This window comes from Methanocalculus alkaliphilus (assembly GCF_024170505.1).
GTDB classification, from domain to species: Archaea; Halobacteriota; Methanomicrobia; order Methanomicrobiales; family Methanocorpusculaceae; genus Methanocalculus; species Methanocalculus alkaliphilus.
In genome coordinates, this window is sequence record NZ_JALJYG010000016.1 from 1 (window position 1) to 23,237 (window position 23,237).

The 23,237-nt window shown below is 45.4% G+C and carries 24 protein-coding genes; 9 read left to right on the forward strand and 15 right to left on the reverse strand.

The window, feature by feature from the left end; genetic code table 11:
- Positions 1-79: 79 nt before the first annotated feature.
- The gene (locus tag J2T58_RS09640) at positions 80-1,312 is read right to left on the reverse strand and encodes a right-handed parallel beta-helix repeat-containing protein (protein WP_253489353.1); all 1,233 of its coding nucleotides are present in this window, start codon (positions 1,310-1,312) and stop codon (positions 80-82) included.
- Positions 1,313-1,800: 488 nt separating this feature from the next.
- On the opposite strand from J2T58_RS09640, the gene J2T58_RS09645 reads away from it, so the two are divergent.
- Both J2T58_RS09645 and J2T58_RS09650 read left to right on the forward strand, forming a co-directional pair.
- The gene (locus tag J2T58_RS09645) at positions 1,801-2,991 is read left to right on the forward strand and encodes a glycosyltransferase (protein ID WP_253489355.1); all 1,191 of its coding nucleotides are present in this window, start codon (positions 1,801-1,803) and stop codon (positions 2,989-2,991) included.
- Positions 2,992-3,215: 224 nt separating this feature from the next.
- A complete protein-coding gene (locus tag J2T58_RS09650; RefSeq protein WP_253489357.1) occupies positions 3,216-4,577 on the forward strand; it encodes an oligosaccharide flippase family protein in 1,362 nt (453 codons plus the stop codon).
- 140 nt (positions 4,578-4,717) lie between these two features.
- Here J2T58_RS09650 and J2T58_RS09655 read toward each other — a convergent pair whose 3' ends face one another.
- Together J2T58_RS09655 and J2T58_RS09660 are read right to left on the reverse strand one after the other, a co-directional pair.
- Positions 4,718-5,698, reverse strand: a complete 981-nt coding sequence (locus J2T58_RS09655) for a GNAT family N-acetyltransferase (RefSeq protein WP_253489359.1) — start codon at positions 5,696-5,698, stop codon at positions 4,718-4,720.
- 176 nt (positions 5,699-5,874) lie between these two features.
- Positions 5,875-6,870, reverse strand: a complete 996-nt coding sequence (locus J2T58_RS09660) for a GNAT family N-acetyltransferase (protein ID WP_253489361.1) — start codon at positions 6,868-6,870, stop codon at positions 5,875-5,877.
- 327 nt (positions 6,871-7,197) lie between these two features.
- Here J2T58_RS09660 and J2T58_RS09665 point away from each other — a divergent pair, with 327 nt between their 5' ends.
- On the forward strand, positions 7,198-8,358 hold the full coding sequence (locus J2T58_RS09665) for a radical SAM protein (protein WP_253489363.1): 1,161 nt from the start codon (positions 7,198-7,200) through the stop codon (positions 8,356-8,358).
- A gap of 17 nt (positions 8,359-8,375) precedes the next feature.
- Here J2T58_RS09665 and J2T58_RS09670 read toward each other — a convergent pair whose 3' ends face one another.
- The 9 genes from J2T58_RS09670 to J2T58_RS09705 all read right to left on the reverse strand — a co-directional run bounded on the left by J2T58_RS09670 (position 8,376) and on the right by J2T58_RS09705 (position 16,001).
- On the reverse strand, positions 8,376-9,386 hold the full coding sequence (locus J2T58_RS09670; protein ID WP_253489365.1) for a GNAT family N-acetyltransferase: 1,011 nt from the start codon (positions 9,384-9,386) through the stop codon (positions 8,376-8,378).
- A 185-nt stretch (positions 9,387-9,571) separates the two neighbouring features.
- Positions 9,572-10,603 carry a polysaccharide deacetylase family protein gene (locus J2T58_RS09675; protein ID WP_253489367.1) on the reverse strand — a complete coding sequence of 344 codons (1,032 nt, stop codon included), beginning with the start codon at positions 10,601-10,603 and terminating at the stop codon, positions 9,572-9,574.
- A gap of 44 nt (positions 10,604-10,647) precedes the next feature.
- On the reverse strand, positions 10,648-10,809 hold the full coding sequence (locus J2T58_RS09680; protein WP_253489369.1) for a hypothetical protein: 162 nt from the start codon (positions 10,807-10,809) through the stop codon (positions 10,648-10,650).
- Positions 10,800-12,245 carry a nucleotide sugar dehydrogenase gene (locus tag J2T58_RS09685; protein WP_253489371.1) on the reverse strand — a complete coding sequence of 482 codons (1,446 nt, stop codon included), beginning with the start codon at positions 12,243-12,245 and terminating at the stop codon, positions 10,800-10,802. The genes J2T58_RS09680 and J2T58_RS09685 overlap by 10 nt, the downstream gene beginning before the upstream one ends.
- A gap of 29 nt (positions 12,246-12,274) precedes the next feature.
- Complete coding sequence (wecB, locus tag J2T58_RS09690; RefSeq protein WP_253489374.1) at positions 12,275-13,357, reverse strand: non-hydrolyzing UDP-N-acetylglucosamine 2-epimerase; 1,083 nt, start codon at positions 13,355-13,357, stop codon at positions 12,275-12,277.
- A 236-nt stretch (positions 13,358-13,593) separates the two neighbouring features.
- Positions 13,594-13,836 (reverse strand): hypothetical protein, encoded by a 243-nt coding sequence (locus J2T58_RS09695; protein ID WP_253489377.1) that lies wholly within the window; start codon positions 13,834-13,836, stop codon positions 13,594-13,596.
- A gap of 75 nt (positions 13,837-13,911) precedes the next feature.
- Entirely contained in the window at positions 13,912-14,169 is a 258-nt protein-coding gene (locus tag J2T58_RS11245) for a hypothetical protein (RefSeq protein WP_366518465.1), read from the reverse strand.
- Positions 14,166-14,831 (reverse strand): Gfo/Idh/MocA family protein, encoded by a 666-nt coding sequence (locus J2T58_RS09700; RefSeq protein WP_366518466.1) that lies wholly within the window; start codon positions 14,829-14,831, stop codon positions 14,166-14,168. The genes J2T58_RS11245 and J2T58_RS09700 overlap by 4 nt, the downstream gene beginning before the upstream one ends.
- Before the next feature lie 84 nt (positions 14,832-14,915).
- Positions 14,916-16,001 (reverse strand): DegT/DnrJ/EryC1/StrS family aminotransferase, encoded by a 1,086-nt coding sequence (locus J2T58_RS09705; protein WP_253489380.1) that lies wholly within the window; start codon positions 15,999-16,001, stop codon positions 14,916-14,918.
- Positions 16,002-16,130: 129 nt separating this feature from the next.
- Here J2T58_RS09705 and J2T58_RS09710 point away from each other — a divergent pair, with 129 nt between their 5' ends.
- Positions 16,131-16,295, forward strand: a complete 165-nt coding sequence (locus J2T58_RS09710) for a hypothetical protein (protein WP_253489383.1) — start codon at positions 16,131-16,133, stop codon at positions 16,293-16,295.
- Between the two features lie 53 nt (positions 16,296-16,348).
- Here the strand turns inward: J2T58_RS09710 and J2T58_RS09715 are convergent, their stop codons facing one another.
- Genes J2T58_RS09715 through J2T58_RS09725 form a run of 3 tightly spaced genes read right to left on the reverse strand, consistent with a single transcriptional unit; the run spans position 16,349 to position 17,672 of the window.
- A complete protein-coding gene (locus J2T58_RS09715; protein ID WP_253489386.1) occupies positions 16,349-17,116 on the reverse strand; it encodes a hypothetical protein in 768 nt (255 codons plus the stop codon).
- Positions 17,113-17,409 (reverse strand): hypothetical protein, encoded by a 297-nt coding sequence (locus tag J2T58_RS09720; protein WP_253489388.1) that lies wholly within the window; start codon positions 17,407-17,409, stop codon positions 17,113-17,115. Before J2T58_RS09720 ends, J2T58_RS09715 begins: the two co-directional genes overlap by 4 nt.
- Positions 17,406-17,672: a DUF8044 family membrane protein gene (locus tag J2T58_RS09725; protein ID WP_494546130.1), complete on the reverse strand. Its 267-nt coding sequence runs from the start codon at positions 17,670-17,672 to the stop codon at positions 17,406-17,408. The genes J2T58_RS09720 and J2T58_RS09725 overlap by 4 nt, the downstream gene beginning before the upstream one ends.
- Before the next feature lie 837 nt (positions 17,673-18,509).
- Here J2T58_RS09725 and J2T58_RS09730 point away from each other — a divergent pair.
- The 5 genes from J2T58_RS09730 (at position 18,510) to J2T58_RS09750 (ending at position 22,851) form a co-directional block, all read left to right on the forward strand.
- Positions 18,510-19,454 carry a glycosyltransferase family 2 protein gene (locus J2T58_RS09730; RefSeq protein ID WP_253489393.1) on the forward strand — a complete coding sequence of 315 codons (945 nt, stop codon included), beginning with the start codon at positions 18,510-18,512 and terminating at the stop codon, positions 19,452-19,454.
- Between the two features lie 96 nt (positions 19,455-19,550).
- Positions 19,551-19,931, forward strand: a complete 381-nt coding sequence (locus J2T58_RS09735; protein WP_253489396.1) for a hypothetical protein — start codon at positions 19,551-19,553, stop codon at positions 19,929-19,931.
- A 46-nt stretch (positions 19,932-19,977) separates the two neighbouring features.
- Entirely contained in the window at positions 19,978-21,114 is a 1,137-nt protein-coding gene (locus J2T58_RS09740) for a glycosyltransferase family 4 protein (protein ID WP_253489398.1), read from the forward strand.
- Between the two features lie 55 nt (positions 21,115-21,169).
- Complete coding sequence (locus tag J2T58_RS09745; RefSeq protein WP_366518467.1) at positions 21,170-21,715, forward strand: NAD-dependent epimerase/dehydratase family protein; 546 nt, start codon at positions 21,170-21,172, stop codon at positions 21,713-21,715.
- Between the two features lie 14 nt (positions 21,716-21,729).
- Positions 21,730-22,851, forward strand: coding sequence for a glycosyltransferase family 4 protein (locus tag J2T58_RS09750; RefSeq protein WP_253489400.1), 1,122 nt, complete (start codon positions 21,730-21,732; stop codon positions 22,849-22,851).
- Positions 22,852-23,237 lie beyond the last annotated feature (386 nt).

Sequence of the window (23,237 nt, forward strand, 5' to 3'; positions counted from 1 at the left end):
CCTTAATTGCAAAATTAAAGAACGTGCTCATTGAGTACTGATCGATCACACACTATAAAGTACTTTCGATGGAACGAGGTTATTCGAAGTTCTCTTTACATAATAAATGTAGCTGAGTTTCTGTTGCCCGAGGATTTGCCGGATATGGCGTTGGTTCGACATAGCGTCTGGCATCATGTACATAGTAAACCGGACCTTTTTTTGATAATACCCCCTGAATAATATTATTACTCATATACACTTTTCCATACGGACTCTGTTCTGGTGCGAGATCATGAAACGTCTGTCTAACAGGACCAGTTTCCGCATACCGACTATCCATAATATTATATTCAATCCATGCTCCGGTTCGTGGCTGGCCTCTCTGATTATAGGCATTCTGATCCGTTCCAAGGAAGGTATTATGATGAATCCAAATCCAGTCGCCTCCCCATTGCAAAGCGTCCGGATCCTGATGCATATCAAAATAAGCAGACTCTGCATTTGGACCGACGATATTGTACCGTGCTTCAAATGAGCAGTATGGTCTGCCCGCACCTGTTATGGAATGCCGATTATTATCGAACAGATTTGCTTCGATTAAAACTTCCGAATTAAATAAAATAATTCCATACCCGGTTCCAGTAAAAAGATTTGTATGGATATGGTTGTGATGGATGTATTGCCCGCTGTCTGGCCCTGTATCCTGTAAACGAATAGCTGCATATCCCCATTCATAAATTTCACAATTATCTACTTCGAAATTGTCATGGTTTGATCGTATGGCGTGTCGTCCATCCCTGAAATTCTCTGAGGTCGGGTATGGCCCCTGCAGTCTGAGCCCGGTTATTCGGATATCAGGACCATCAGTGTTAAATGGGCGGCCGGATTGAGGATCACCAGCAAATGCGTTCTGATATATCCGGCCGCCAGGAGCTCCGTTTTCACCTCGATTACTCGCTATTGTCACGCCTCCGGGAATACGGATATCAAAGGTTCCTGAGAGGTCGATGTGTGCATTTCCATCAACATACACAATATCGCCAGGCTTCGCCTGGTTTAATGCTGCAAGTAACCCGGCCTTATCATGAATGATCGCTATGACCCGGGGATCATTGGGTTGAATAATATCATTATATCCAATTCCACCCCCGATGGGGTTCCCTGTGGGGTTTGCATCTGCACCATAGGGTAACGAAGTGTCAGGATTTTGATCAGGATGAAGAAGAAGCAATAAAGTTGAGAGCCACAGATCTTTCTGTTTCATAATCGAATTAAGCGACAGAATTCCTATGGGTATAGTATGATCATGTCTTTCTGCAGTATTTTTCATCTCCAGGTTCTCACAGTCGTTTATGGGTATAGACTCTGGTGCAATGGAGCTTGAGGGAAGTGCTATAGCATTGGAAGTAGAGAAAAAACTTAAAAGTAGAATAAAAACCATAGCTTTTACATAGTCATCTACTCCTGATATTGATAAACGATACATAAGGACGTGCAAATCTCCTTAGGAAGCTGCATAATATATATTTATCCACATATACAATTATATTATATACAATAACTATTTATATAATAAACAATAGTTGTATAAAAATTGACGATTGTGAAGGTACCTTCATGTTCAGAAGTGGCGAATACTTCTAAATTTATAACTAAATCATATTATTTAAATATAAGAATTCAATAAGATATGTAGCACGAGTAATTCAACCCTTTTAATCGACCCGGGAGAGTAGACAAACACTGGTAAGGAGGAGATATTATTAATATCAAGAATAAATCACTCTTATTTATGATTTATATTATAGAGGCGGTTGAATGGATCATACGACGTTAAAACAAGGAAAGAATCTACTCGTAATCAGTCATTCATACAATAACTTCCAAAAAAGCACCATTGAAGGTCTATCCCCCTTTTTTCGGAGTATTAACGTATTAGTTCGAACGAATCCCTTTGCTGAAGTAGCTGCCTATATTCCGATTGCATACCTGGAAAGATTTAAAAAGAGTTATAAGATAGATACGCATCAAATCCCAGAGAATATTAATGTGCAATTAACACCAATCTGGTATCTCCCAGGTGATAGAAGCTACAAATCACTTGGCAATAAACATTTTTCTTCTGTTGATAAAGCCATACGAACTCATCAGCTGGAATGGGATCTAATTCATGCGCAATTTACATGGTCAGCAGGATATGTTGGAGCTAAATTAAAAGAAAAATACAATGTACCTTTCATAGTAACGGCACGAGGAGATGACATCTATTCCCTGCCATTCAAGGATGATGATTGGCAAACCCGGATTGAGTATGTTCTAAATACTGCAGACTATATTACAACAGTGAGTAGGAGCAATATTGATTGTATTAAAAAATTACATGTTAAAACACCAGTAGAATTAATATATAATGGATATAATCCGGACATCTTTTATCCGAAGGATATGGTGACATGCAGAAGGGATCTCAACCTTCCATCTGATAAAAAAATTATTTTGACTGTAGGAAATCTCGAGCCGGTGAAAGGTCAAAAATTTTTAATTGATGCTATGAATACCATCATTCAAAAAAGAGAAGATGTCCTGTGTATTATCGTTGGAGCCGGAGGACTGAGGAATGTTCTTAAACGGCAGATACATGCACTAGGGTTAGATCGATCAATAATTCTTACTGGTGAAAAACCCCACAATACCATCGCAGACTGGATAAATGCATCTGATATATTTGTTTTACCAAGTCTGAATGAAGGGAATCCGAATGTCATGTTTGAAACACTCGGATGTGGAAAGCCTTTTGTCGGCACAAGAGTTGGCGGAATTCCAGATATTATTACATCAGAGCAATATGGCTATCTTGTAGAACCAGGTAATTCAGATGAGTTAGAGCAAAAAATTTCTATCGCGCTCGATAAGTCCTGGAACAGAAGAAGTATTGTGGATTATGCAGAGCAGTTTGCTCGAGAGAAGATGTCATACAAAATGATTGCTTTATATAATAAGTTCATATAATTAATTTCATGATCTCTATTTAAATATTGTATATAACTCTTAATTCAGGAAGGAATTATATTTTTAACCTTTTCCAAGTATATTGTATGTCAACACAGACAAAGAGAGGAGGGTGGAGCGAAGTATACGTACATATCAATGCCTGATAGAAAAGAACGATGGCAACATAGTGAATTTTCAAATGCGATAATTATTATAATTACACAGACATCATATATTAAATCATGAATTGGTGGCCGTTTGGAAAGCAAAAAGCAGTCACTTTTTTAACCAGTACCTCCATTGGTGCCAAATTCATACATTTCATTAATAAAAACCCATTGTATAAGGGTGTATTAGTCCTGGGCAGCGGAACTGCATTAGCCCAGCTGATAGGAATTCTCTCGATGCCAATCATCACACGGCTCTATACCCCTTCCGATCTGGGTATGCTGACGATTTATTCATCAATTTTGTCATTAGTTATTGTTACAGCTTCCTTTCGATATGAAATTGCATATCCTTTGCCAAAAAAGAATGAGGATGTTGTAAACCTCTTTGCATTATGTCTTCTTTTGCTTATTGGAACAACCATCGGTTTTTCTCTTCTGCTCATCATTGCAGGGAATTTTTTTATTGTTTTTTTTAATCTGGATTCTGTTCAATCGATAGTATGGTTACTTATCATTGGTTTTTTTGGTATGGGGCTCTATACAATCCTCAACCACTGGGCAATTCGCCAGAGAAACTATACGAAAATCACTCATACAAAAATTAACCAGAGTGTTAGTGGATCTGTCGCAAAAATCGTACTTGGAATGCTAGCGATGGGTCCCATAGGTTTAATAGTAGGTCATATAATCAGTCAGATCGCAGGGATCGGGACATTTTTAAAGGCCATTTGGAAGAGTGAGCGGACCAGTTTCAAAGTGGTTTCATTTTCAGGCATCAGGTCGGTTGCAAAGGAATACTGGAAATTTCCAGCATTTAGTATCCCTTCATCTTTTTTAAACGCCTTTGCTTTACAACTACCTCCAATCATGTTATTATACTTATATAATTCACAGATTGTTGGCTTCTATGCACTTGCCCATATGTTAATCGTCGCACCAGGGAGTGTTATTAAAGCATCAATAGGACAGGCATTTCATGGAGATGCAGCCAAGATGGTTCGAGAGGGATCTCCTGAGTTAAAGACATTATATATTCAAACAGTGAAACACCTCTCTCTGCTTGCAATTCCTCTCATAGGTATACCCTCCCTGTTGGGGCCTTTGTATGTACCAATACTATTTGGAGAGGAATGGATTGATGCAGGGTGGTATTTACTTCCATTAGCACTGATGGTTATACCAGCATTCGTCATCTCTCCAATAACACGATTGGATCTCCTGGGATATAACCACTGGATGTTAATCTGGGATGCAATGAGGGTCTTAGGAGTCGTTGGAGGTTTTTATATTTGTTATCTATTTGAATTTCCAGTGCTCCTTACCCTTACGGTTTACTCAATCATATTATTAATAATGTATTTTATTGTTATGCTCCTCAATCTTAAGGCCATCGACAACTTTAATCTTCAGCAATGGGCAGATAAACCAGTATGAATCAGGGCTGGGCAAGAGATCCATGGGAGGAGGACGGGCACGTGTCAACGCAGTTCTGGATGGTATACGATCTATAATAAAAATACAATTCATCAAAAAACTTCATAATCGGAGTTCAGGTATTGTCACCAAATTATCAATTATAATGCAATTCTAAACGAATGAAAAATGGTTTTTGTATGAACTCCATAATAGGGAATTAATATCGGATCGAAATTTAAGGCAAATTTTGAAAGGTTTTCTGTATTGGCTGCCATCATGAAAATTTTGTTAACATCAGAAGACTGAAGGTTCTGCAATATCTCTGATAATAAAAAAAAGGTGGCTCCCGTGTGCAGGTAATCCGGATCAGCAGCAGCAAACCATCGATATGCCCCTTGCTTGTCCCAAATAATACATTCTCCTGATATCGGTATACCATCCTGCGTTGAGGCAATCCACATTGCTCCGATATTTGTCTGATGTATCATATCCAATAATGTCGTTAATTGCTTTTTTTCAAAAGGAACTTTCATATTCTGTTTTTCATATGTTTTGACTGCGAGATCCCACATCAGATCATTATTAAATTCTTTACTAATAGATATATTTTCATTTTGTGCTTTAGTGATATTTCTCTTTGCATTTCTCGAAAGAGAAGCAAAAATATTGCGATCAAGAGGCAGAACATATGTATATTTAATAAAAGACTTCCATTTACTCCAGATTAAAGGTCGAATGTCGGTAAGTGCAGGATTATTAATAATTGTAATATTCGGATATCCAAGTTTATATATTGCATCAGATAACGCCGTGATAATTTCCTGAGTCCATACTTCCTGCTGACGAACATCTGCAGAGTCACTAAATGCTAATACAAAACCCGAGTAGGGAGTTAAAGGAACGCTTGTAATAGCACTTTTTATCCCATACAAATAATTTCGTTCATATAAACAACAACCCCCGACCAGTTTATCCTGGTGGAAGGCCCCCAATAATACAAATCTACAGTCCAAGCTTTCTGAATTGCATTTCAGCCAATTAATTGTGTGAAATACCGTTCCCTGAGGGGATGATGATACCAGGTCATCCCAGCGACGATAGTCATTGGAACCTAATTCATGGACTGATATACCGGTCATAGGTGGCATCCCTTCAGAGGCTTCTCATTCGTCATTACCATCTTCCCCCTTCGCGATCATCAAATATTTAAAAATATTAAAAGAAGACATATCATACATAATACAATACACCCAACATAATTATTATACATAAAAAATTTAAACCATATATACCATATACCATTTAATAATCACCCTCACCCATTTTTGAAGTGACGTAAGAGAGTAAGGATTAAGGAATCTCTACTAACACCATAATATGGCACCAAAACAGGATTGAAGCCCGTTGCAAACCCAGTAGATTGGGGGGTGTTCGCATGCATAATATTAACCTCCTTCAACCCTCTCTTCTGTAATTCCTCGAATGTACGATACATCAATAGATACTTCGCTCCGGTGTCGTGAATGTCCGGTGAGTGAGCAGCATTCCAGGCATATGCTCGTTTATTATCCCATACCCAGAAATATGATGCCAATAGTTCTCCGGATGAATCCCTCACAGTCTTCATCTCACCGGAACCGGTCAATTGGAAGATATCAAAAAATTTTTGGAGCATGAGCTTATTCAGGGGAGGTGGTGAATTGCGTTGTTCAAACTCCTCCATAAGTAATTGATAGTGAGAGTCGATGGAGAAATGATTTCCAAATTGAAGATCTTCATTAATTGCCTGACGTATCTGTTCCTTGGTATTCGATGAAAAATCCTCATATGAGAATTGTTCCAGATTGATATAGTACGTATATGCTACGGTACATTCCCAGTCCTGCCGGAGAAATGGCCGAATATCCACAAGATTCGGAGAGTTTGAAATGGAGATTGAGGCATACTTTTCCTTAATAATATATTCACTAAGTGCATTAAGGCAGACATTATACTCCATCTCTTTCTTCCGTATCTTTATCTCATCCGTCTTTTTATATATAAAGCCACAAAATGGCGTATCCGGCCCCTTCGAGACGGCATATTTACCAATGATGTGGTTTCTCCGTTCAAATAATGAACATCCACCAATGAGATCTTCATCCAAAAAACATCCGATTATCTTCAGCCTGCTGCCCGTTGCTTCAGCAAGGATAGCCAAGTACCTACTGGAAGAAAAAATACTCCCCTGTGGTGATTCTTCAACGAGACTGTCCCATTGTGGATAATCCACTTGTGTAAGAGGGCGGACCCAGGCTGCATTCCGACTCATCAGGATCAATTCACTGCTTATTCTGTTTTCTGTACCATTCTTATCCCTCTCTTGTCCGAGGGGTACATCATCACCCGGCGTATCACCATACGATTATTTTTACCATAGAATATATGTTTGTAAATAATATTAATATCTTTTCATGTCAATGTAATTATGAAGGAGGAGAAACACTCCCATGGAACAATCCATGAGATCCATTCTGAAGGCTTCCGTCCTCCACTACCAGTACAAGTACGAAATATATAAAATAAATAAAATATAATAATATTACAGATAGTTTCTTTGAAACATCCAACTGAAAGAGTGACGTCTGATGAGTGAGATATGACACTTATTGAAGAGTTGAAAATACTACTATCAGGTCTGTGTGAACACCCTGTTCCATCTGTAGTGGATATCAACCTCACAACGAGATGCAATCAAAATTGTATGTATTGTGAGATAGGTCAGGGGATGCTCAAGCCGGAAAGAGAAGGCAAGCGCTTTCTGAACCTGCATGATATACAATGGATCATCGATCAGATGAAGGATGGTGAAATTCAAAGTTTGATTCTCCTTGGGGGAGAGCCCTTTTTATTCAGAGATATATTTTCTGTTATTGAATATGCATCAGATAAAATACAAAATATTTCCATTATAACAAACGGAATGCAGATTCCACAATTATCAATAGAAGAATTAACCATATTGCGATTATCGAATTGCAAAATTATTGTATCTTTAGACTCGTTTGATGCAAAAACACATAACAGGATACGGGGGTGTCCCGATGCGTACGAAAAAGCTGTTCAGGCTATCAGAATTCTCATCGATCACCAGATTCCTGTACAGATAGAAACCGTCATGACACACTATAATTATCACGAACTCTCTGATATCGTGAAGAAGGCATATTCAATGGGGGTTTCATCAGTTCAATTTGTCCCGCTCATAACGGTCTCAAATTTTCCATCAGTCAATGGGATACCAGAAAAATATACATTAAATCCCAAATTAGAACATATTGAGAGACTTTCTCAGGAATTTGACGCGATTCTTTCTTTTGAAGAAGAGCATACAATAAAAACCAATATCCATGACATTAAAAAATGGATGGGGTACTATATCCTTTTCCATACAGCATCAACGAATGAGAGTGATTTCTTTTTTGAATATCGTCTGAAGAGATTTTTTTGCTGGACGATATACACTCGTATCAAGATCAATGCCTATGGGGAAATACAGCCATGCAACCTTATACCATCTCATATTTCCATATATACTGACCCTGATGAACCGCTTCTCCACAAATGGAATAGATCCTGTGAGGAAGTTCGTACGGCAATAAAAGAGCAGAACTATCCCCGGCAGTGTAATGGCTGTTACAGTTCCCATACAAGAAACCTTCTGTTATCCACGATGAAGTATCCTTTCGAGAACAGGCATACTATTCCTCAAATAATCCTTGAACAGATAGAAAGGATGAAAAAGAAGAGCCTCGGTTAGTTCGTCCGGGTTGATAATTATCTTCCCATATATTTCTTCATGATCTGATAGCATGATGCCAGGGGACGATTGGTTTCAATAGTATAATATGGTTTTAATTCGGGGTTAAATCCTGATGCAAACTGTGTCAGCCGCGGCGTATTAGCATGCATTATATTGACCTCCGTAAACCCCATCTCCTTTAACTCTTCTAAAAAGGTATAAAACATTAATTTATTTGCACCACCATCCCGGAAGTCGGGGGATAGAACTGCACCTCCGCTCCACGCGTACGCCCGTTTGTTATCCCAGATCCATACATATGATGCCAGAAGTTGGTCCGACGAGTCTTTAAGAACTCTCATACCTCCTGAATGGGTTGATTGAAAAAAGTGTAATAATTTCTCATAATAAACCTCGCTAAAGGGGGGATGAGCGCCATGCTGTTGGAAAACTGTAGTGAGTAAATGAAAATAGGAATGAATGTCATCACTCTTTTCATAAGATAGATTTTTACTTTGAGCCATTTTGATGCTTTTCTTAACACTCGATGAAACGTTCGCTAAGGAAAAGCTGTTCAGATAGATATAATATGTATACGACACCCGCTCTTTCCAGCCACGCTGAAGAAAAGGACGAATATCCAGAAGATCCGGAGAGTTGCTAATCGATACTGAGGTGTACCGTTGACTTTTTATATAGTCGCAGATGGCATTGACACATCGATTATAGTCCATCTCAGTTTTCCGTATGTGTGCGTTCCCGACGTCATGATACAGTAGGCCACAAAACGGGGTGCCGGGTCCACCGGAGATGACATGAGTGCCGAGGAGGCCTCTGCTTTTTTCAAGTACTGAGCAGCCGCCCATGAGATCATCATGAACGAAATAACCAATTATCTTCAGCCTGCTGCGAGATGCCTGAGAAATAATCTCCAGATACCGACTTTTAGAAAAAATACTTCCTTGTGGTGATTCATCAACAAAAGCATCCCATACGGGATATTCCTCTTCTGTAAGAGGGCGGACCTGAGGGACCTCAAGACTCATACTATCACATCAATTCCAGGTTCTCCCGGATGCTTCGTTAACACTCTCCCTGATAAACAATATTTACACCGCCTGGATGGTATTAATATAAAATAACTGTATTACAATAATAAGTACACCCTGCAGCCTATGGAAGCTGATCCGGAGCTAACAGTTTATTGAGATTATCAGAGAGACAGATGTACCTATGTATCCCGAAAAGCTTCTGCTATCTCCTCTCCGGTCGTCATCCATGCACCCTTCCCATGGCAGTATTCAAGTATCCTTTTATACACCCCCAACGTCTCCCCTTCCATAAAACTGTTATGCCAGAGTATGGTGATCACCCCATGGCATTGCTCCACAGTATCAATGAGGTGCCGGACGATCTCAAAGGCCAATCCTGGATCAAACTGCATATATCCATACAAGGTATCATCCATGACAATTAGGGGAATTTCAACCAGTTTGATCTCCTTCTCTTCTGCACGATCATACGGCCTGAATGGGTAACACATTCCATTCCGAAAGCCGACGCAGTCAGCATAGCCAAATGTGGTATCATACAGAAATCCGGCCTTCTCAAGATGATGCCATGTATCCGGAACCCTGAATCTGAGAAAGTGATTCCGATAACCGGTGACCGGGTGGCCAACAACCTTCTCAAGCCGTGCCTTCTCAATCGATACCTGATCAGAGTCGCAGTATGCCTGGTGGCCCCCATGAAGACCAACCTCCCAGCCGGCATCATCGATCATCTCTATCTCTTCCTGAAGGTCCTGGATATCATATACATAATCCTGATCACCGGGGCTGAGAGACTTAAAATAGAAACTGGATTTTGCCCCATAATACTCCTCAAGCGCCATTATCTTCTGAAAGTTACTGAGTGGGAGCTTTCTCGATCGCATGGAACATGCCGTTTGAATGCTCCGGCGTATCTCCCCTCGCTGGAAGGCTACGAATGAATCATACGCCTTTGAAGGTGTCGAGGTGTAGATACCATCAATATCATGTGTGAGACAGACCGCGAAGGGCTGGCCATCAGGATACTCCGGACAGTACCCCTGCCCGTGAAGGAATTGGGATGCAAGGGGTTTTAGGATTGTACGATTGGAACTGAGATAGTACGGAAAACGGTCATATTTATCCCTGTACCGACTCCCATACTCTTCAGCACTCGTGAAGAGATCCCAGATCGCAGGATCCTGCCTGAGAATATCATGCATCGACGTCATATTTCACCCCATAGTATTTATAATAAATTAATATATAAAATAAACTATTTATCATCGCATCTTCCTCCCCACGGATGCTCTGAAAGGTGCTGCCACCGGTCATCCCCCCTCTCCTGATACGTATCTGCCAACGGGAAGGGCTCATCATCAAAGAAACCCATCTCCTGCTCAAGCATCACAAATGAGAGGAACAGAATCAATTCCACTCCCCTCTCCCAACCCCCTTATACAGAAACCCTGCCTCCACCCATTTCTCCGGCTCCACAATATTCCTCCCATCCACGATCACCGGCCGCTCGCACCCACAGAACCGCTTCACCTGCTCAGGCACCAGTCCCCGGTATATCGCATGGCCGGTGAAGATCACCACGGCATCTGCATCGGTAAGTACCTCCTCAAGATCACCGGTGAGCCCGCCATCCGGGAGATCCGGTGACGTCGCAGGATCAACCCAGGGATCATGAACCCGAACTTCTGCTCCCGCCGCCCTTGCAGCCTTGAAATACGGTTCGGACGGGCTGTTCCGGGCATCATCGCTGTCGTTGATGAAAGCCCAGCCGAGGAGTGCGATCCGAGCGCCCGTGAGGGGCTTTCCCGCCTCTGCAAGGGCTGCTTTGGTGAGATGGAGCATATGCTCAGGCATGAAGTCGTTGATGTCACGGGCGAGGGTGTAGAGCGACTGCATCCCCTTGGGATAATCAAGGGTGGAACCTGCAGACTGCACCCCCCGCTCCAGGTGATAGGTATCCTTCGTCAGGCAGTGTCCGCCGACGCCGGCACCGGGCCAGAGGATGGCACGGGTGATCCCTTCGCCCTTCAGCGAGTCGATCCCGGCCCGGACATCATAGAAGTTCACGCCCATCGCCTCGCAATAGAGGGCGAGCTGGTTCGCAGCGGCAATCTGAAGGTCGCGGAAGGTATTCTCGGCGGTCTTCGTCACTTCGGCCGCGGTTGCGGTCATCGGGATGACGCGGCCGGTCGTCAGGACCGGGGTATAGAGTTCAACGGCCCGCATCGTAGAGACGCGATCGATCCCACCGATAATCCGGTCATGCTCGCGGATGTTTCTGAGGAGCCGGCCGACCATCACCCGCTCAGGGGCATGGGCGAGGGCGAAGTCCCGGCCGGCGACAAGCCCGGACTCCTCTTCGAGGATCTCCCGGGCCATCCCGACGGTGGTGCCGGGGGTGATGGTCGACTCAAGGACGACGAGCATACCGGGTGTAAGGTTTGCACCGACATGCCGGAGGCCGTCGATGAGGGGGGTGAAGTCAGGGAGGAGATCAGCATGATCTTTAAATGGCGTCTGGATGGCGAGGCAGACGGCATCGCAGTCTGCGATCTTCGAAAAGTCCGGTGTGCAGGAGAAGGTTCCTGCATCGACAACCTTTTTGAGGAGCGGCTCAAGCCCCGGCTCCTCGCCTTTGAGTGGTGACTCGCCACGGTTCAGCATCGCGATCTTGTAGCCAGAGGTCGTTGAGTCCCGCTGAAACCCGTAGACATGTCTGATCCCGGGGATATCGGCGAAGAGGACTGCGGCGGGGATGCCGACATACCCCATGCCGATGACACCGATGGTCCTTATTGGCCCGCGTTCTGTGATGCGTGCTGCGAGATGATTCTCTGGGTGCTGGTCTGTCATGGTCGTCTCCTCATGTGTTGTTGCTCGTACTATCTCCTGTATTCTTTCTCAAATGCACTGATAATTCGTCTGATCCCGTCTGCGGCGGTGCCGTCGCCATAGTGTGCGGCGTGGTTTCCACAGCGGTCGCTATCCCCGGTCATCTGACGGACTGCTGAAATAATACGGCCGGTATCGGCACCTGCCAGCACGTTCCAGCCATCATCCACCGTCTCGATCCACTCGGTATTCTCCCGCAGGGTGATACAGGGGACCTGCAGGATATATGCCTCCTTCTGGACCCCGCCTGAGTCGGTGAGAACAGCGGCAGCCTGGGAGAGCAGCCGGAGCATATCCAGATAGGGGAGCGGGTCGATGAGCCGGATAGTTCCTTTGGCAAGAATTCCATACTGTTCCAGGTATTTCCTCGTCCTCGGGTGTGCCGGGAAGATCACCGGCCGGTCAAGAGCGGCAAATGCGGCAATGATAGATCTGAGGTTCTGCTCGAGATCGGTGTTGCTGGCACGGTGGACGGTGGCGAGGTAATAGGTGCCGGATTTGAGACCAAGCCGATCCAGAATACCTGATGTTGCAGCCAGCTCCCGGTTATAGAGGAGGGCATCGACCATCACATCCCCGACACGATGCACACCCTTCTGTATACCCTCGCGGGCAAGGTTTGCTACCCCGTTTTCAGTCGGGACAAAGAGGAGATCAGACGCATGGTCGGTGAGTACACGGTTGATCTCCTCAGGCATGCTGCGATCAAAGCTCCGGAGGCCGGCCTCAACATGCGCAACCGGGATATGCAGTTTTGCAGCAGCCAGTGCACCAGCAAGGGTGGAGTTGGTGTCGCCATAGACGAGGACCATATCCGGGGTTTCCTTCAGCAACACCTCTTCAATCGCGAGAATCATCCGGCCGGTCTGTGCCCCGTGGGACCCGGATCCGATCCCGAGGTGGTAGTCTGGTGTCGGGATGGATAGTTCCTCGAAGAAGACATCCGACATATTCTCATCATAATGCTGGCCGGTATGTACCAGGATCTCCTGGTGATCTGTTCTGAGTGCCCGTGAGACCGGTGCGCATTTGATGAACTGGGGCCGGGCGCCGATGATTGAAACGATCTTCATGAGGTCATCCTGTAATCCCAATAGGTATTTCGTATCGTTGTTTCGAGCAGAAATTGTATGGCTGCTGGTTTGAACAAAGGGTCGGTGCGTGCATGTGCAGTCTCATCAAGAACTGCTGATGGTGTAACGAGATAATAGATTTCCTAAGGTTTTTATAGATCGTATCTCTCTTTTCATGAAAACGCTCTTTGCGGTTTAAAAGCGCAATCCAGCAGACTGTATCGACAAAACAGAGATTATTCTTCATGCACTCTCACTTTTGGCTTTCCATAGAGGTAATGATCATGCTCTATTGCCAGATCTGAAATTCCGGTATCACCAGCAAGGGATGAAATATTGAAGGCAGGATCATTCTCAACATCAGAATCTTCAACAGGAGTGGTCACGATGATGGTAGACCTTCTTCCGGCTTCCAGATGAACAGGCTTTGATGGCCGAAATACTGATCCATCATACAGGACGTCCCTTGTTGTTGCCATACATACTCACCACGTCGTATCAGGTATACACATATGTTATCGTGATGTAATTCTCCTTCTGGTTCCTCTTTTGATTTACCGCTTCATCTCCTCAATAACCCCTTCACAGATCCGGAGATTTGAGAGAGCCTGTTCAGGTGTCACCAGGAACGACGTCCCTTCACGTACTGAGCGGACGAAGGCTTGAAGTTCGGCTTTCAATGGTTCAACCTTGTTGACCAGCACCTTCTCGATGATATTCTCCTGCCTGTAGAGGCCATTGGTCTGGTCATAGGTGTTTGGTTTTCGGTGAACATAGATCTCCTGGGTCATGAAGTCACCCTCGATCGTCATATTCTCCTCCTCAATGTAGATTGACCGGACCTTCTTTGCAGACTTCCGGGAAGCGGAGAGATAAAAGGACTTTTTTTCCCAAAAGATCCGAGTACAAGGGCAATATCCCCGTTACCCTGGGCAGAGAAGGTATACTCCTGGTCCGGGAAGAAGGCATTGAAGAGGATATCAATATCATGAATCATCAGGTCCTCTATGACCGATGAACCACTCACCCGTGCAGAGGCGGGGTTGTGCCGGTGGAAGGCAATATACTCAGGATTTCTTGAAATTTTCTTCAGCTCCGCGACGATCGGGTTGAACCGCTCGATATGCCCGACCCCGACGATAAGATCCTCTGAGATACCCTGAATCAATGCTTCCCCTTCTGCTGCAGTGAGGCAGATCGGTTTTTCGATGAGGGCATGGACGCCTGCCTTCATCACCTTCATTGCAGTATCGAAGTGGAACGGTGTCGGTACCGCAAGGGTCACGAGATCCACCTTGCGAAGGAGTGCCTCCATCGAAGGGCAGACCTCTGCTTCCGTCAATGCTGCAATTTCTTCTGCACTCTTTGTGTTCAGATCATAGACATATGTCGCCCCGACCTCTTTCAACTCGCTGTAAACCCGAACATGGTTTCGCCCCATGATTCCGGTCCCTATTACTCCAACATCCATCATAGTGTACCCTCGATTGTTCTGGTTTCATCTGACACACACAATCATCTTATCAAATATAATTCCTTTTATTCAAATCACTCTGCCTCATGGTGTCACCTCATTCAGACATTCAACAATATACCCACGTTCATCTGCTCCAACACCCGGATGTACCGGCAGGGAGAGCACCGATGCTGCCAGCTCCTCAGCAACCGGCAGTCTCAGGCCGGAGTCGTATATCGGCTGCCTGTGAAGCGGGACCGGGTAGTGGATTGCCGAACCAATCTCCTTCTCTTTCAGATATGCCATCAGGGCTTCACGGGAGAGCGGGGCATCACCGGTCACCCGGATCACATACTGGTGCCAGACAGGGGTGCAGCCGGGGGCGATCCCGGGTGTCAGAATCCCGGGCACCCTGATATGGTCGTTGAAGTATGCTGCATTCTCCTGCCGTGCCCGGATAAATTCGTCCAGCTTTGATAACTGCACCCGCCCGATGGCGGCGGCGATATCGGTCATCCGGTAGTTATACCCGATACCGGTATGGAGATACTTCTCGGACTGCCCATGGTTGATGATCCGCCGGAGCCGTTCATGGAGGTGATCTGATCCGGTCGTCACCATCCCACCTTCACCGGTTGTCATATTCTTTGTTGCATAGAAGGAGAAGCAGGCGAGGTCCCCAAACGAACCCACCTTTTCCCCATTGATCATCGCCCCGTGTGCCTGCGCCGCATCCTCGATGAAGGTCAGTGCATGATCTGAGGTGAGCTCCCGGAGGGTGACGGCGTCGCAGGGGTGTCCGTAGAGATGCACCCCGATCACCGCTTTTGTCTTTGACGTTATATTTTCCACGATTGAGCCGGGATCGATACAGCAGGTATCTCGTCTGACATCGGCAAAGACCGGTGTTGCCCCGGTCATCGAGACGGAGGATGCGGTTGCAAAGAAGGTGAATGCAGGCAGAATCACCTCATCGCCGGGACCCACACCTGAGGCAAGGAGGGCGGCATGGAGGGCTGCGGTGCCGTTGTTGACGGCGACTGCATATTTTGTACCGCAATATGCGGAAAACTCGTCTTCAAAGGCTCTTGTGATCGGCCCTTCGGCTATGATACCGGATGCAAGGACCGAGGCGACGGCATCTGACTCCTCTGTGCCGAGGGATGGGCGTGCAATTGGAACATTCATTGCTCTACCAAGGGATATGTTGCTTTTTAGTATATTTTGCATTATATAAATATACATCTATTCACCATTACCTATGTGGTGAGGGTGTCATACAGATGCACAATACGAAATATGCTGAAAAATGGCGCAATGCATGCTTCTGTCGCGATGCAGGAATGCATCCTACATTACACTCCGGATCAGGGTCAGCCGCATCCTGGAAGAGGGTGTGTGGTCAGGGGCGGTGCCGGCGATACATACGGCATCGTACGGGCAGATGAATCGCCGGGCGTGATCATCTCTCCTGCCGCGTAGTCGGGTGGTCGGCCGGGGGGATCATCGCCCGGATCAGGCTGAAGAAGCAGGGGTTATACCCTGCTGAGGACAAGCCGGATCGACCGGGTCCCCGGATCCAGGGAGACCTCGCTGAACTGCCAGGGTTTGCCTGTCGCCTCGGCAAGGATCAGGCCTGCCAGTCCACAGACCCCGCAGGGGGCTGTGGTGCAGCATGCGGGGCATTCTCTCCGGGCAAGGGCACACCCCCCAAAGAGCTTGTACCAGGTGATCTCGATGATGCAGTCATCCCCCTCAAATTTTCCATCAACCCGGTCGGCCAGTTCAAGAACTGTCCGGACTGATTCGGCATAGGCGATGAGTGCGAGGTCGGGGTTCCCGGGGATGGTCAGATGGTTGCCTCTCCTGAGCTGGTCAAGGATAGGAAGGGCAGGGGGAGATACCGAAAGGCCCCGGTGTCCATTCCATGTATTCAGCGCTGAGTCGAGGGATCCGGAGTTTTTCATCGGGATGAACTGGATGGGTCTCTCCCCGGGGATGATGATGGCGCCTCCATCTGCACCGAGACGGGATGCAAGCGTTCCAAGGGCAATCTGTTCACCGGAGAGGACCAGGCCGGCAACATCCATGGCAACCTGATCCACCCTGAGAAACGTCAGCAGGATCAGTCCGGTGGTGAAGGTGGCAAACCCGCAAAGCACCAGGACCGAGGAGAGCGGGGTGGAGAGGCCGGCGAGGAGGGGCAGGCCGATTGCGAGGGCTGCGATGGTGAAGAGGAGAAGAGACGCCTTCACTTCGTTTGATCCCGACGCATACCGGAGGAGGAGTCTGAAATCCATCATGGCCGGTCCCCCGGATAATGCTTTGATATGCCATTGACGGGAGGCTCTCTTCGCAATGCCAGGGGGAGAGGCGGGATGTCGCACAGCGGCACCGGTGCCCGAAAGAGCTCATCTGAGGGGAGATCTGGATGAATCACCATATCACAATCCAATGGAACTGATGCTTTCTCAAAGGGCGGGGGATGCACGCCGGCGGCTGCCTCGATCCTGGGACTGTTCTCAAAACGATGCGCAGCTGAGATATCGTCCTCTCTCGTCCGTATGGACATGGTTTTCCGGGATTTCCGCTTCATACACCGATTACCTCCATGATCGCCTGGATGAAGTAGAGAGCAAAGATGACGACACCTGTTGCGATGATGATATTCAATCCCTTCAGGAACGTCGGCCTGACATGGGAAGGGGTTGTGATATCAGCGATGAGAAGCATGCCGAGGAGGGTGAGGGCAAAGAGGATCTCGATGCTTGGAGCCTCGGTAAGGATCATGAAGAGGATGATAAAAAACATCCATACACTCATGGCCAATGCAATGCTGCGCCCTGATCTATGTTTCATCGTAATGCCTTCTGAATGATATATGCACAATACAATATATTACTCTTTGTTTTCATCATCCGGATAATCACCTCCGGATTCAACCTCCCTTGTTGGCTTTCGACTGGTGTAACCCATCTGGATCTGCATCTCCTGGTTTTCGTTCGACGAGCTCCTCTCGCGGATTGTGGGGGATGACCCGTAATGTCCTTTGTATCTCTGTATTTTTGTTCAATTCCTTCAATGAGGAGATAGCAGATCATCACCTTGTATCCCCTTCTGCCACAGGGTAACAGTATCCTATGATATGCAGATACGAAGAGCAGAATCTTCAAGTTCCTCTGCGCGGAGAGAGATCAATTGGCTGAGGCGGGGTGGGGATGGGCGAATCCCACGTGCATTGATCAGGTCTGATGTCGCTGTGGGGATCCTGAGTACCGGGTGCTTTGCATCGTACTCTGCATTTTCCTTAAAACGAGTTTAAAGGCAAAGGAAAAGATAACTACAGATATATAGAGGAGGGATCAGGTAGAAGACATTTATATGTATATGAGAGAGTAAGCAGCCACGAGATGAGCAGCTCTGAGTAAAATAAACGCTCTTTGCGGATTTTGTGGCCATGGCATACCGGTATGTATTATTATGATGGGGGCTAATTCTGTAGTAGTGAACGGGAGTACGACAGGCGAGAGATATTCCGAGCACTCTATCAGATGTGGTGGAGTAATTGGAGATGAGGTATATCTCAATAGCTCGCCTCAATACCAAAGTGCTTTAGCATCGTCAATAGCTTCGACAACGAATCAATGCAAATCATTGGATAACTGCTCAAACGGTTTTATTCCAACAAGAGAAATCATGGATGCTGACGAGGCTGATCTGATGAAGTCACAACACCATACTGTTGTTGCGATGCCCGCCTACAATGAGGAGCGATTTATCGCAAAGACGATCGTCGGGGCCCAGCCTTTCGCGAATACAGTCGTTGTCGTTGATGATGGTTCATCAGATGACACCGTCCCTATTGCCCGTGCACTCGGCGCTCTCGTCATCCAGCATGAGACGAACAAGGGATATGGCGGCGCCCTTCAGACGATCTTTGCGACCGCACGGGAGATCGGTGCTGATGAGCTTGTCATCATCGATGCTGACGGCCAGCACAACCCTCAGGATATCCCCCGGCTCCTCAAAGAACTCCGAAGAGACGGGGTTGATGTCGTCATCGGATCCCGATTCGTTGACGGTCCGGGTGAGGGCATCCCCGCCTATCGGAAAGTCGGTATGAAGGTACTTGACACTGCGACGACGATGGCGGGGAATGGTCTTGCCATCTCTGATTCACAGAGCGGATTTCGCGCCTATGGGAAGGAGGCGATCGATGTTATCAAACTCAACGGCAACGGCATGTCCGCAGGTTCGGAGATTCTGATCCAGATGAGTGATCATCAGCTGAAGGTTGCCGAGGTCCCGATTAAGGTGCGGTATGACATCGAGGGAACATCAAGTGAGAACCCTGTGAAACACGGAGTGGGGGTATTGATGAACCTGATCAGGATGATCAGCATTCGCCATCCCCTTGTATTCTTTGGCATACCAGGGCTCGTTCTCGCAGTTGCAGGTATTGCCGCAGAGGTCTTTGTATTCTCCCAATACTTCCGTACCGGGGCGTTCCATTATCTGGTATTTACAGGTGGGTTTTCAATGCTCATTCTCGGGCTGTTGATGATCACGGCGGGGATGATTTTGTATGCGATGATTCATCTTATTCGAGAAGATAAAGAGTCGCATTTAAAAACACGCTAAGTTAAGCAATCAGAGGTCAAGGAATGAACGATAAAATTATCGATAACCAATCTGAAATTTTCAAGACATCTATTGCGATTAAGGAGAATATTTGAGATGATTCATCATTTCATAAAGAGTGAGCACGCCCTCGGGGAAGTTCCATTCAACGTCACCTATGACGTCCCCCATAAGCACAAGAAGAACGCGCTCTCCCACGGCCTCGGGGTGCTCGCAAAGCTCATCGGGGTGATCGGGTACCGCCGGCCCCTGCTCTCGTTTGGGATTCCGGGACTGGTCTTCTTTGTGGCCGGGTTTGTCCTTGAGATCTATACGTTCTCGCAGTATGTGCGGGCCGGGGCGTTTCATTTTATACTGTTTACGGGGGGCATTTCGTTTCTGACGTTCGGGTTGCTGTTGATGATGTGCGGGTTGATCCTGAATTCGCTTGTTATTATTATGAAAGAGCATCGAGATGATACAAACCGACATGTTTAGATAGATAATATTATAAAATAATATATATTTTGTTGAGGGAATTTAGTTGAATATTTTACGCGTAACCAGTGATCTCTACCCCTATGTCATTGGAGGTATTGGAGTCCACACTAGGGAGATGTCGAAGTCTCAAGCATCGTTAGGACATCAAGTAACCGTAATCACATCAAGGATGAAAGAGATAGAGCCCTCAAAGCAGGATGGTTTTCATATAATCTGGTTCACCAGTACACTCAAGGTGCTCGGCAATAGCATTAGTCTGGATTTACCATTGATATTATTCAGAATAAGAGATGAGTTTGATATAATCCATGCACATTCGCACCTCTTCTTCTCAACAAATCTGTGTGCTCTATTCCGAAAATTCAATACAACCCCTCTGGTTATCACCAATCATGGCCTTATATCCGCAAGTGCCCCGGAATGGTTTAATGTGCTTTATTTAAAGACCATTGGTAAATGGACCTTGAATGCTGCTGATGCGATCATTTGCTATACAGAGGATGAAAAGAAGCGGCTCATTGAATATCTCCATCTGGATGAAACCAGAGTTACGGTTATTTCAAATGGTGTCAATACAGATCTTTTTCATCCCAGAAATTATGATCACCTGACAGATCAGAAAGGTATAATTCATCTCCTATGGGTTGGACGATTTGTCAAGGGAAAAGGGGTTGAGTTTATCATTCAGGCAATGGATACCCTGGTAAAGGAATACCCAGACCTCATGCTGACACTTGTCGGAGAAGGACCAGAGAAAAGATCAATCCAGAATCAAATTGCAGGTTTAGGATTAGAAAATGCTATAAAAATTATTGACTTTATACGTAATGATGAAATGCCTGTAGTATATCAGCATTCAGATATCTTTCTGCTTCCAAGTCTCCATGAGGGAGTGCCACGTACCGTTCTTGAGGCGATGTCGTGTGGCTTGCCAGTTGTGATCTCTGAGTTTACCCATTTACGAGATCTACTTGATGGTGGCGGTATTATGTTTCCAAAAAAAAACGTGCCTGCCCTTGCTAACTGTCTTCGAATTCTTATAAATAACGAAGATCAAAGGAAAATAATGGGAAATCTAGCCAGAGAAAGGATAGTACGTGAGCTATCTTGGGATGAAACAGTGAGAAGAACTTTGGATTTATACCAAAAAATACTTTTAAAACCCAAAGAGAGAAGATGATTATGGTTGATTTAGAGAAGCCATCACATATAGAAAAACACGAAAAGGAGCGTATATCCCCTTTGATGAGAAGCATTCAATATCGCTATATGAGATATCAAAGGTCGCCGCTGATCATTATTGCAGGATTTATCACAAGGTTGATGGACAGTCAACAATCTCGCTCAGCAACTTTACAGTTCACGGGCACCGAATGCGATCAGACCTTGCGATCACCATCTCCACCAGTAAGATGCTCACCAACGATCCTTTCATAGTCTATAGGGATGGCGAGAAGACCCGTGATTTTACGTATATCAGCGATATCGTCCGGGTTAACCTTGACCCCCTGAAGACGAATGCAGCTGATGGCAATGCGATGAATGTCGGCGGCGGCCACCGGATCACAGTGAATGATCTGATTGGTCATCTCCGGGAGATCACCGGGAGCGCTTCTGAGGTGGTGTACTCGGATAAGCAGAAGGGTGATGCGGAGCATACGCTGGCGGGTGTAGGGTTGGCAGGGGAGTTGGTTGGGTATCGGCCAGGTGTTGGTATTGCGGAAGGCCTAGGTAGGTTTGTTGATTGGTTTAAGAAGCCTCAACACCCATCAACATTGTGAGGTATAGGTTTTTCATGAAACTGTTAATATGTACGACGGAATACTTTCCCAATGGTGCAGGTATTGCAAATGTTACTTACAATATCGTTGAAAAGCTAAAGGATCTGGGAATTGAGTGTACAGTCTGTTCACCTACAGGGCCGGATATCAAACTTGGAAATGATAGCCTGATCCAGAAGACTGGTATCGTCGGTTTACTATACTATTGGTATAGCGTCTCGCGGTATTTCAAGAACAATGATTACGATGTCGTCTGGCTTCAGAATCCATTTATTCTTACTGATAATCCTTTCAAACGTTGCCTGGTGACGATGCATTCAACTTACTATGGTTCGAGCATATATGGCGTTGGGAATCTACCTTTTAACCTATATAAGTCAGTGGTGGCCCACAGCGAGCGCTATTGCCTTACCCGCATGCATCCCAACACTTTTTTCACCGGGGTGGGCATACCTGTCTGTGAGGAGCTAGAGAAAATCGGGATTGCAAGAGATCGGATAACCCATATCCCTAATGGAGTTGACACCAGACTTTTTCATCCATCGCCAGATAAAATATCGCTACGGAATAAGTTCAAGATCCCGGAGAATGATATCATTCTCCTGAGTGTTGGCCGGTTGACTCACCAAAAGCAACCTCATATTGTGATCGAGGTTTTCTCGCGCCTCCAAAAGGAAATAGGCGACGTAACCCTCTGTATTGCAGGTAAAGGCGAGTTATTGGAAGAGACAAAAGGTCTTGCAAAGAAAAAAGGATTGCACAAGGTTCTTTTCTTGGGATATGTGGACGATCAGGATCTCCCTGACCTATATGCCTGCGCTGACTACTATATCATGGCCTCAAATTACGAAGGGGGTATGCCCCCTTTGACTCTTGCAGAGGCTATGGCATCAAGTTTGCCTTGCATTGTATCTGATATACCGCAATTAAGAATAGTTAAGATGGCTGAATGTGGGATAATGGTTAATTTTGAGGACACAGCGGAACAATTTTCGAAAATAAGAGAATATATATCTAGCGATAATGAATCCCATTCAATTAATGCTAGAGAATTCGCAAAAGAAAATTTAGATTGGAAGAGCATAGCAGAGCAATATCACAAGGAATTTTTACGAATGACTGATCTCAAAGACTAGATTTTCAATAGTTGGATGATATAATATTTATCGAATAAAAAAGGAGAGTGTAATCATAGTGAAAAAAAATAGTAATAAATGTATTGGTCTTTTAACATTACCTTTAGGCAAAGCCAGTTTGACACCATTAAGTAACTTAGTCGGTATTTTCTCTACATTGTTTAATGATTTTATTTTGGTAACAGGCAATGCAGGTTATGAAAGATATAAGAATAATTGTTCATTCCAACTTATTGCCATAAATTATCCAATAGATAGTTCTATGAAAAAAATACCTCGATATCTATACGGTCAATGTAAAGCACTGTCAATTATTTTAATAACTAGAGAAAAAGTGACCAGTTGGTTTTTTTTGGGGGGGCAACGCTCAATAATCCCAATTATCT